The organism is Micromonospora tulbaghiae, from assembly GCF_900091605.1.
Lineage (GTDB): Bacteria > Actinomycetota > Actinomycetes > Mycobacteriales > Micromonosporaceae > Micromonospora > Micromonospora tulbaghiae.
In genome coordinates this window covers 1-9,604 of the sequence record NZ_FMCQ01000017.1, presented here as the reverse complement: position 1 = coordinate 9,604, position 9,604 = coordinate 1, and the positions used below count along the sequence as shown (strand labels likewise).

Annotated in this window: 8 protein-coding genes and 1 rRNA gene; 4 read left to right on the top strand and 5 right to left on the bottom strand. The window is 71.0% G+C overall.

All coding sequences use genetic code 11. The annotated features are described in order from the left end of the window. Both GA0070562_RS29845 and GA0070562_RS29840 read left to right on the top strand, forming a co-directional pair. Positions 1 to 552, top strand: a 552-nt coding sequence (locus GA0070562_RS29845; RefSeq protein ID WP_276526486.1) for a non-reducing end alpha-L-arabinofuranosidase family hydrolase, incomplete at its 5' end; no start/stop codon positions are given. Between the two features lie 181 nt (positions 553 to 733). Beyond that, a complete protein-coding gene (locus GA0070562_RS29840; protein WP_091428256.1) occupies positions 734 to 1,027 on the top strand; it encodes a DUF4287 domain-containing protein in 294 nt (97 codons plus the stop codon). 98 nt (positions 1,028 to 1,125) lie between these two features. Here GA0070562_RS29840 and GA0070562_RS29835 read toward each other — a convergent pair whose 3' ends face one another. From GA0070562_RS29835 to GA0070562_RS29815, 5 genes are all read right to left on the bottom strand, one after another. After that, positions 1,126 to 3,831 (bottom strand): IPT/TIG domain-containing protein, encoded by a 2,706-nt coding sequence (locus tag GA0070562_RS29835; RefSeq protein WP_139135517.1) that lies wholly within the window; start codon positions 3,829 to 3,831, stop codon positions 1,126 to 1,128. A 246-nt stretch (positions 3,832 to 4,077) separates the two neighbouring features. Continuing rightward, on the bottom strand, positions 4,078 to 4,599 hold the full coding sequence (locus GA0070562_RS29830) for an alpha/beta hydrolase (RefSeq protein WP_091428253.1): 522 nt from the start codon (positions 4,597 to 4,599) through the stop codon (positions 4,078 to 4,080). Positions 4,600 to 4,669: 70 nt separating this feature from the next. Beyond that, positions 4,670 to 6,409 carry an arginine--tRNA ligase gene (argS, locus tag GA0070562_RS29825; protein ID WP_091428252.1) on the bottom strand — a complete coding sequence of 580 codons (1,740 nt, stop codon included), beginning with the start codon at positions 6,407 to 6,409 and terminating at the stop codon, positions 4,670 to 4,672. Between the two features lie 271 nt (positions 6,410 to 6,680). Then, on the bottom strand, positions 6,681 to 7,739 hold the full coding sequence (gene trpS, locus GA0070562_RS29820) for a tryptophan--tRNA ligase (protein ID WP_091428250.1): 1,059 nt from the start codon (positions 7,737 to 7,739) through the stop codon (positions 6,681 to 6,683). 279 nt (positions 7,740 to 8,018) lie between these two features. Beyond that, positions 8,019 to 8,462: a PRC-barrel domain-containing protein gene (locus GA0070562_RS29815; protein WP_091428249.1), complete on the bottom strand. Its 444-nt coding sequence runs from the start codon at positions 8,460 to 8,462 to the stop codon at positions 8,019 to 8,021. 121 nt (positions 8,463 to 8,583) lie between these two features. Between GA0070562_RS29815 and GA0070562_RS29810 the strand changes: the two genes are divergently transcribed. Together GA0070562_RS29810 and GA0070562_RS29805 are read left to right on the top strand one after the other, a co-directional pair. Beyond that, positions 8,584 to 8,850 (top strand): SCO4848 family membrane protein, encoded by a 267-nt coding sequence (locus tag GA0070562_RS29810; RefSeq protein WP_091428247.1) that lies wholly within the window; start codon positions 8,584 to 8,586, stop codon positions 8,848 to 8,850. Positions 8,851 to 9,492: 642 nt separating this feature from the next. Then, positions 9,493 to 9,604: ribosomal RNA gene (locus tag GA0070562_RS29805) — 16S ribosomal RNA — on the top strand; the annotation flags it as partial.

The window sequence follows — 9,604 nt, the reverse complement described above, 5'->3', positions numbered from 1 at the left end:
CAGCCGCTGTTCACCGGCAGCATCTCCGGTTCCGGCACCGGCCCGATCGACCAGACGCTGATCGCCGACGACCAGAACATGTACCTGTTCTTCGCCGGTGACAACGGCAAGATCTACCGCTCCAGCATGCCGATCGGGAACTTCCCCGGCAGCTTCGGGTCGAACTACACCACCATCATGTCGGACTCGACGAACAACCTGTTCGAAGCCGTGCAGGTCTACAAGCTGCAGGGCCAGACCCGCTACCTGATGATCGTCGAGGCCATCGGCTCACAGGGCCGCTACTTCCGGTCCTTCACCGCCACCAGCCTGAACGGCTCCTGGACCCCCCAGGCCGCCACCGAGTCCAACCCGTTCGCCGGCAAGGCCAACAGCGGCGCGACCTGGACCAACGACATCAGCCACGGCGAACTGATCCGCACCACCGCCGACCAGACCTTCACCGTCGACCCCTGCAACCTCCAACTGCTCTACCAGGGCCGCTCCCCCAACTCCGGCGGCGACTACGGCCTCCTGCCCTACCGACCCGGACTGCTCACGCTCCAGCGCTGAGCGCGTACCCCGAGATCTGGAGAGCCCGGCCCGCGACCATGCGGGCCGGGCTCTCCGGCGTCTCCCCGGCGGTGATCGTTGCCCCGGAGGCAACGACGGTGGCCCGGTCCGTCGTTGATCGGAACCACCTCGCCCGGGAGGGTGGAGGTTGTCACCACCTCCCGGACGAAGGGTTGAGCAGATGTCCTTCCAGGCGTACCTCGACGCGATCGAGGACAAGACCGGCAAGACCCCGCGCGCCCTGGTCGACGAGGCCGGGGAGCGCGGCTACGACGCGGCCGACGTCAAGGCCGGCGTGATCGTGGGCTGGCTCAAGGACGAGTACGGCCTCGGCCGGGGACACGCGATGGCCCTGGTCCACGTGATCAAGAACGGCCCGAAGATCAGCGCCAAGCACGTCGGATCCACCGGCTCCCACCGCGACGACAGCGACACGCTGTGGCTGGACGGCAAGGCCGCCCGGCCGGCCGAATAGACCACATGTCCGTCTCGCGTCGGACCCGGCCGGCGCGCCCACCCGCCGTCCCACCGGAGACGAGCGCAGAGACGGGCGCACCGGCCGTCACCTCGACGTCACGCGCGGACGGTCACCGGCGCGCTCGCGGCTCGACCGTTGGCGTAGCCCGCCTTCACCGCGACGACCGTCACGGTGACCGCCTTGCCGCGCATCGCCGCGGTCAACGTCAGCGTCTTCGTCGTCGTACCGGTCAGCTCCCCGCCCACTCGCCACTCGTAGCGGTACGAGTCGGCGGCCGGCGTCCAGGTGCCGGTGGTCGCCTGCACGGTCTGGCCCACCCGGGGCGTACCGGTGATCGTCGGCTTGACAGTGGCCTGCAGCGCCGGGCCCTTCGCCACCGGGACGGTGGCCTGCGACGTCGCCCGGCCGGACGCGTACCCGGGTTTGGTCGCGGTGACCGCCACGGTCAGCCGCTTGCCCAGCAGGGACGCCGGGATCACGTACGTCGCACCGGTCGCCCCGCTGATCGCGGTGCCGTCGGCCGCCCACTGGTAGGTGTACGCCGAGGCGGCGGGGCTCCACTCACCGGTCGACGCGCCGACGGTCGCCCCCACCGCCACGGTGCCGGTGACGGCCGGCGCGGTCACCGACCGCAGGGCCTGAGCCCCGGTGATCGAGAACGCGTCGGCCAGCGAGACCTGGTCGCTCCACTCGTCCGGCCGCACCGAGACGGACGCCTTGCCCACCCCGGCGGAGGTCAGATCGACATCGGCGGTGAGGGTCCGGCGGTCCGCGGAGACGCTCCGCACGGTCGCGACGATTGCGGTGCCGCCGGACGGGGTGACGGTGACCTGGTCCTCCTGGTGGAAACCGCTGCCGGTGATCGTGATCGTCCGTACCGCGCCCGTCTCGACCGACGCCGGCGATACCGACGTCACGGTCAGCGGGTCGGGCGCCACGTAGAAGGAGTAGTAGGTCTGCAACGACTCGGCGCCGTCCGCCGTCACGCTCTTCACGTAGAGCGTGTGGTAGCCGGCGTCCGACGGCGTCCAGGTGATCGTCGCGGTGCCGTCGGCCGCCGCCGCGACGGTGCCCTCGGCGCCGGGCATCTGGTAGGTGTACTTCACCGCGCCGAGCTGCCGGGGCTTGAACGTGAAGGTGCCGGGCGCGAACTTGCCGGAGCCCGACGAGGGGAAGTCAGTCGACACCACCACCGGGGAGTCGGTGACGGACCAGGAGGTTCCGCCCTCGGTGGTCTGCACCCCGGCGGCGTTACGGGCGACCACGGTGACGTAGGTGTAGCCGCGCTTGGTGAGCGTGTACCGGAAGGTCACAGTGCCGTCGGCTGCGGCCGGCAGCACCTGCCGGGTGGACGGGTCGCGGTTGAGGAGCACCTCGTACTCGGCGACGTTCGCCATCTCGGTGCGCGCCGTGAAGGTGGCGGTCGACCCCACCACCTCGCCGCCGCTGCGGGTCACGTACGGGCTGGCGCCCGACACCGAGATGGAGATGAACCGCGGCTCGGAGAGCGTGCCGTCGGCGCTGCGGCTCTGCACGTACAGCGCTTGCGTGCTCTCGCTGGTGGCGGTCCAGGTCAGGTCCGCGGTGCCGTCCGTGCCGGCCGGCAGGACGGTCTTCTCGTCCGGCTCGTTGCCGTTGTAGTCACGGGTCCAGTAGAGGTAGGACGTGACCTCGGGCATGCGCGGGGCCAGGTGGAACCGGAGCGACGACCCGATGATCACGTACCGGTCGACGTCACCGGTGACCCGGGGTGCGTTGTCGACGACGAACGTGTAGGCCCGCTCCGGGTGCGTCGCACCGTCGGCGGTGACGCTGCGCACGTAGAGGGTCTGCCGCCCGGCCCGGGTCGGGGCGATCATCGCGGTGACCGTGCGGTCGCCGCCGGTCGCGACCGAACCGGAAGGGCCGTCGCCGTCGATCCGCCAGGCGAACGACTCCGTGCCGGGGACGTTCGAGGTGAACTCGAACGCGCCGGGCACGCCCACGCCGTAGTCCAGGTTGGTGCTCCAGTCCGGGTAGGCGCTGGAGAAGACCGAGGGCCGCGTCTCGCGTACCCAGAACTCGTAGACGTTGCGCTCCGACCAGTTCCCGGCCCGGTCGATGGCGTACACGCTCACCGATTGCTGGCTCGCGTCCTGCGGCGTCCAGGTGACCGTGGCCGGCCCGCCGAGGCCCTCCGCGGGGACCTCGGCATATTCGTCGTCGGCGCCGGAGAACCGGTACTGGTAGCTCACCGTGTCGTCCGAGGTCGAGGTGAAGGTGAAGCTTCCGGCGTCACCGACCGCGCCACCGGCGTGCTCCCAGTCGCCCGACGGGTACTTCACCGAGGCGACGTCCGGCGCCGGACCGCCGATGCGGTCGATCGTGAAGTAGCAGGTGCCGCTCCACGGCGACGCGTCGGCGCCGTCGAGGACACGCACCCGCCACGCGTACGTGATCCCGTGCCGTTGCCGGTCCGGATCTTCGAGCTGGATGTAGACCTGGTTGTTCTCCGGGGCGAGGCCGGTGAGCCACTGCTGCGGGGCGTCCGGCGTGGTGACGTCCCACACCTGGAAGTCGGCCTGCGGGTCGGCGCTCTGCGGCGTGCCGCTGTAGGTGCCCCGGAGCACGACGGCGTTGGCGTCGTTGAGTCGCACCGGACTCAGGTACGGCCCGGGCGCCTGGGCCTCGCACGCCCGACCGGCGGTGGTGAGATCGGTGGGCCCGCCGACGGCGGCAGCGGCCGGAGTGGCGCCTGCGCCGACGACCATCGCGCACCCGACGGCGAACGTGGTGGCTGTCGCGAGTGGACGCCCGAACATGGGCGCGAAGGTACGCATTCCGGTCCTCCCGTGGGTGGTCGCAGGCGGTGAACGACGCCCGCGGAGGAAGGATCGCACGGGTTCGATGGCGGCGGTGCCCCCTCCGACTGGAGAGCGACCTCTATCGTCTCGGCCATGGGAGCGATCAAGCCGTGGCACCTGTCCGTCCTGATGCTTTGCTGCCTCCTGCCACTCGTCGCCGCGGTGGCGGCAGTGGTGTGGACGCGGCGGAGCCGCCGCTGACCGTCAGCGGTCGGCGGCGAACTCCTCCACCGCCGTGCAGACCCGCCCGAGCGCCTCGGCCGAGGCCGCCAGTGGCCCGGGCACCATCATCGAGTGGTCGGCGTCGGCGACCTCCACCACGTACGGGGTGAGCCGGCGCGCCACCGCACCGTCCCAGACCTGGTCGGCGGTGCCGCCGGCCAGCAGGAACGGCGCGGTGGCCCGGCCCAGCGGCTCCCGTACCGCGGGGTCGGTCAGCAGCGGCGTCAACCAGACCGCCGGGATGCCCCGATCGGCGGCGAGCGGGGCGGCGAAACTGCCGAGCGACTTGCCCACGAGCAGGTCCACCCCGGCGTCGAGGACCGGATCCAGTTGCTCGGCGACCCACTCCGGTGCGCTGTCGAGGCGCAGGTCCCCGATCGACCGCCAGGTAACCTCGTGCACGTCGAAGCCGAGGCGGCGCAACGCCTCACCGATGTAGACGAAGAGCGGACCCCGGGTGTCGTAGCCACGTCCCGGAGCGAGCACCGCGCGCCGATCCGCCATGGTCGCCTCCCTCACGTTCGATCGATGCGTCACGCTAGCCGCCGCACGGGCTTCCGGTGACCCCTCGGCCTCACAACCGTTCCGGGGTACGGATGCCGAGCAGGTCCAGGCCCTGCCGCAGCACCCGCCCGGTCAGCTCGCACAGCACGAGCCTGCTCTCCCGCATCGGCCCGTCGGCCCGCAGCACCGGGCAGCGCTCGTAGAACGCGTTGAACGCGACCGCCAGCCGGTGCAGGTACGCGGTCAGCCGGTGGAACTCCAGCCCGTCCGCCACCTCCTCGACCACCGCAGCGAAGCCGACCAGCTCGATCGCGAGCGCCCGCTCGGCCGGCTCGGCGAGCGAGACCTCCGCGTCCGGCCGCGAGACGTCCGCGTCCGGCCGCGCCGCCGCGCCGGCCCGGCGGAAGATCGACCGGACCCGGGAGTACGCGTACTGCAGATACGGCGCGGTGTTGCCGTCCAGCGACAGCATCCGCTCCCAGTCCAGCATGTAGTCCTTGTGCCGGTCCCCGGACAGGTCGGCGTACTTGATCGCGCCCACGCCGACCGCGCGCCCCACCTCGGCGGCCTCCGCCTCGCTCAGCTCCGGATTGCGTTCCCGGGCCAGCGCGGTGGCCCGCTGGACCGCCTCGGTGAGCAGCTCGACCAGCTTCACCGACCCGCCGGCCCGGCTGCGCAGCATCCGCCCGTCCGGGCCGAGGATCGAGCCGAACCCGACGTGCTCGGCCCGCACCGGCGCGGCCAGCCAGCCGGCCTGCGCGCCGACCGCGAACACCATCTCGAAGTGCCGCCGCTGCGGCAGTCCGACCACGTAGAGCAGCCGGGTCGCGCCGAGCGCGCCGGTCCGGTGCCGCAGTGCGGCCAGGTCGGTGGCCGGGTAGCCGTACCCGCCGTCGGACTTGCGCACGATCAGCGGCAACGGCTCGCCGTCACGTCCCACCGAACCGGGCGGGAAGACGCAGTCCGCACCGTCGCTGCGCCGCAGCAGCCCGAGCCGGTCCAGCTCCTCGACAGTCGGCGCGAGCTGGTCGTGGTAGCTGCTCTCGCCCCGGAAGTCGTCGCCGGTCAGCGTCACGTCGAGCAGGTCGTACACGGTCAGGAAGTAGCTCTCGGACTGCGTCACGAGCAGCCGCCACAGCCGCAACGTCGCCGGGTCACCGCCCTGCAACGCCACCACCCGCCGCCGCGACCGCTCCCGGAACGCCTCGTCGTCGTCGAACTTCGCCCGCGCGGCCTTGTAGAACCCGTCCAGGTCGCCCATCGACAGCTCCTGCGCCGCCCCGGCCTCGCCCAGGTCGAGCAGGTGCTCGATCAGCATCCCGAACGGCGTGCCCCAGTCGCCGAGGTGGTTGGCGCGCAGCACCCGGTGCCCCAGCCACTCCAGCGTCCGCGCCGCCGCGTCCCCGATCACCGTCGAGCGCAGGTGCCCGACGTGCATCTCTTTCGCCACGTTCGGCCCCGAGTAGTCGACCACCACGGTCTCCGGCCCGGCCACGGCCGGCACGCCGAGCCGCGGGTCGGCGGCCATCGCGGACACCAGCCCGCCGAGCGCCTGCCCGGACACGGTCAGGTTCAGGAAACCCGGGCCGGACACGTCGACCGCCGCGCACAGGTCGGCGAGCGCCGCGCGCTCCCGTACCTCCGCGGCGATCTCCCGGGGCGGGCGGCCGAGCCGCCGGGCCAGCCCCAGCGCCGCGTCGGACTGGAAGTCCGCGTGCTGCGAACGCCGCACGGCCGGGTCCACCGGCCCGCCGGCCACCGCCGCGAACGCCGGCGCCAGCCGGTCGACAAGCAACCTTTCAAGATCCATGAGTACGCCGATCTCGCTGTGGATCCGCCGCGCGGATCACCTGATGGGAACGCGACGGCGGAGCGAGGACGATCGATGACGACCGGCGGCTCGATCCGCCGGTCGCAGGAGGGGAAGGCTCAGCGCAGGCGGTCGCGGGACCGCCGGCGTCGCAGCGCGCCGAGCCGGACGTCGGGGGACGTCATCGGGTACGCGTGCGAGCTGGCCATGTCGGCAGCGTAACCGGCCGGTCCGGGGTCGGCGCAAGCGCGTACCCCGGACCGGCTCGTGGTCAGGCCGAGGTGGCGACGGCCTTGCGGTAGCGCTCGGCCCGGCGTCGAACCTGGGTGTACGCGCTGCTCAGGCCCATCGCCCGGCGGACCTCGACGAGCGTGCGGCGCACCTGCTCGCGGGTCCGCTCGGTGCCGGTGACGATCAGTTCGTCGACCAGGCCGGGCTGCGCCTCGAAGCGGGCCCGGCGCTCCCGGATCGGGTCCAGGAACCGGTTGAGCGCTGTGGCGAGCGCCTCCTTGACCTCGACGTCGCCGACCTTGCCGGCCCGGTAGCGGGCCTTGAATTCGGCCACCTGCGCCCGGTCCGGGTTGAAGATGTCGTGGTACTCGAAGACGGGGTTCCCCTCGACGGTGCCGGGCACGTCGGCGCGGACCCGGTTCGGGTCGGTGAACATCCCCATCACCTTGCGGCGCACGGTCGTCGCGTCGTCGGAGAGCGCGATCGCGTTCCCCTTGCTCTTGCTCATCTTCCCGGCGCCGTCGGTGCCGACGAGCGTGGGCGTCTCCGACATGATCATGTCGGGGACCGGGAAGACCTCGCCGTAGAGGTGGTTGAACCGCCGGGCGATCTCCCGGGTCACCTCGACGTGCGGGGCGTTGTCCTTCCCGACCGGCACGGCCTGCCCCTTCACGCAGAGGATGTCGGCGGCCTGGAGGACCGGATAACCGAGCAGGCCGTACGGCATCTCGTCCTTGCCGGCGTCCCGGGTCATCTCCTTCAGCGACGGCACCCGTTCCAGCCGGGGCACCGTGACGAGGTTCTGGAACAGCGTGTTCAGGTCGCCGACCTCGGGGATCGCGGACTGGAGGTAGAACGTCGCCCGTTCCGGCTCCACCCCGGCGGCGAGGATGTCGGTGACCATCTCGCGGGCGTTCTGGGCGACCTGCTCGATGTCGGCGCGGCTGTTGCGCGTGGTGAGCATGTGCAGGTCGGCGATGATGAAGAAGCTCTCGTAGCGCTGGTGCAGCCGCACCCGGTTGGCGATGCTGCCCACGTAGTGGCCGAGGTGCAGTCGCCCGGTCGGGCGGTCGCCGGTGAGCATGCGTGCAGAGGACATGGTCGTACGCCTTTCGTGCCGTTCGCTGGCGGGGAGACACGACCCGGGTCGCCCAGGTCGGTGGAGCGGGCTCGTCAGAACGAGCGCCGCCATCGCCCGCCGGCGCGGAACCGAAGCCCGCCGGCACGGAGTACGTCGAGGATCTGCTCCCGGCCGTCGACAGCGTGGCCCGGGAGACCGTTACGGGTCTCCGGGAGGCAGCTGCGCGGCCGGACCATGGCTGACACGGTAGCCGCTCACCGGCCTGCGCCGCTGCCTCCTGCAGTGGTCCTGCCGGGCTTACCGCTGTCGATAGCTTTCGGTGTAGTAGCTGCCGACCCGCTCCCGGTACTCGGGGTGCGCGAAGTGATCCGGGTCGAACGCGGGCGACTCCTTCACCTGCTCCCGGGTGCGGTCCACGTGCACGACGCGATCCAGGTGGTCGACCTGCGCCACAGTGCCGGCCGGCAGCAGCACCTTCTTGCCGAAGATCCACGGACCGGTGTCCACCACCAGGTACCGGGCGTCCGCGTCCTCGCTCGCCTCGTCGATGGAGCCGATCCGCCCGTCCGTCGCCTCCACCCGGTAGCCGGTCAGGTCGATCGGCGTACCCGGGCCGGGGGCGTCCGGGCCGTCGTCCGCCTCACCGGTGCGCTGCTGCGGCACGTCTCCCGGCCGGGTCTGGTCGTACCCACCGGCAAGGGCGGACGGATCCCGCCAGGTCCACGGGTTGAACGGCTGCATGGGTGGCACCTCCGTCGAATCGGCTCGACAGAACAGTGCCCCGGCGGCGGGAACGGAAACGCCTGCTGCGCCGGACGCGGGCCTGACCTGGGCGGACGGCCCGCTGGCATACTGGCCGACCATGGTCCTGTCACGTGGTTGGTCGCTGTTCCTGGTCGCCGTCGGCGTCTGGACGTGGGCGATCTGGCCGAGGTTCGCGGTCGCCATCTGGAACGACGAGCGCGCCTGGTCGGCCGGCGCCGTTGGCGAGGGCAGCCCGACCGGCTTCCTGTGGGTACACGCCCTGCTGATCGCCGCTTCCCTGGCCATCGGCACGACGGTAGGAGTCCTGGGCATCAGGGCGTGGCGCGCCTCCCGCCGCCTTTCCAGCCCGCCCTCGCCCCGGTGATCAAGGGTGTGACGCGCGCCGCTACCCCCCGATTTGACGATCAAACCTGGGAACGCGTAACTTTCTCTCTGCCAGCGCGGAACGGGGCAAACGGGACGAAAGCCCGGGAGCGCCGAACAGGGCTGGCGCCGGGTCCGACCAAGGCTTAGGTCTTGCGAGGACGCGGTCCGGGTGGGGCTCGCTGAAACGCCGCAGGGCGGATTTGGCGGAGCGGAACCGACCGGGTAAGGTTGTCGACCGGCAGGGAAACGGACGAGCCCGCGGGAAACCGCAGCGGCCGGCCTGCCAAATCCGATGATCAAGCGCAACGGGTGACTGCTGCGCGTGCTCAGCGGCGCCAACCCGTACGAAGCGTGACAGACCGGGACACACGGTTTGACACGGCAGAGACGGTGAGGTAACGTAGTAAAAGTGCCTGGCGCGAGAGCGGCGGGCAGTTGAACGAGATACCCCGGTCGGGGTTCCACGGTGTGGGGCTTCTGGTTGGTGTGTGGTTGTTCTTTGAGAACTCAACAGGGTGCTTGTAAAGCCAGTGCCAATTGTTTTATACCCCGGACTGGTGGCCATTCTTTTGGGAGTGGTTGCTGGTTGGGATTCCTTTGGCAACACTTTTGTTGCCAGGTTATGCTGTTCGACAAGTTTTTGTTGGAGAGTTTGATCCTGGCTCAGGACGAACGCTGGCGGCGTGCTTAACACATGCAAGTCGAGCGGAAAGGCCCTTCGGGGTACTCGAGCGGCGAACGGGTGAGTAACA

Bases quoted from the DNA above. Each gene is read 5' to 3' on its own strand.
- GA0070562_RS29840 (WP_091428256.1), top strand. From the start codon at position 734: ATGTCCTTCCAGGCGTACCTCGACGCGATCGAGGACAAGACCGGCAAG.
- GA0070562_RS29835 (WP_139135517.1), bottom strand. From the start codon at position 3,831: ATGTTCGGGCGTCCACTCGCGACAGCCACCACGTTCGCCGTCGGGTGC.
- GA0070562_RS29830 (WP_091428253.1), bottom strand. From the start codon at position 4,599: ATGGCGGATCGGCGCGCGGTGCTCGCTCCGGGACGTGGCTACGACACC.
- GA0070562_RS29810 (WP_091428247.1), top strand. From the start codon at position 8,584: ATGGTCCTGTCACGTGGTTGGTCGCTGTTCCTGGTCGCCGTCGGCGTC.
- GA0070562_RS29815 (WP_091428249.1), bottom strand. From the start codon at position 8,462: ATGCAGCCGTTCAACCCGTGGACCTGGCGGGATCCGTCCGCCCTTGCC.
- argS (WP_091428252.1), bottom strand. From the start codon at position 6,409: ATGGATCTTGAAAGGTTGCTTGTCGACCGGCTGGCGCCGGCGTTCGCG.
- trpS (WP_091428250.1), bottom strand. From the start codon at position 7,739: ATGTCCTCTGCACGCATGCTCACCGGCGACCGCCCGACCGGGCGACTG.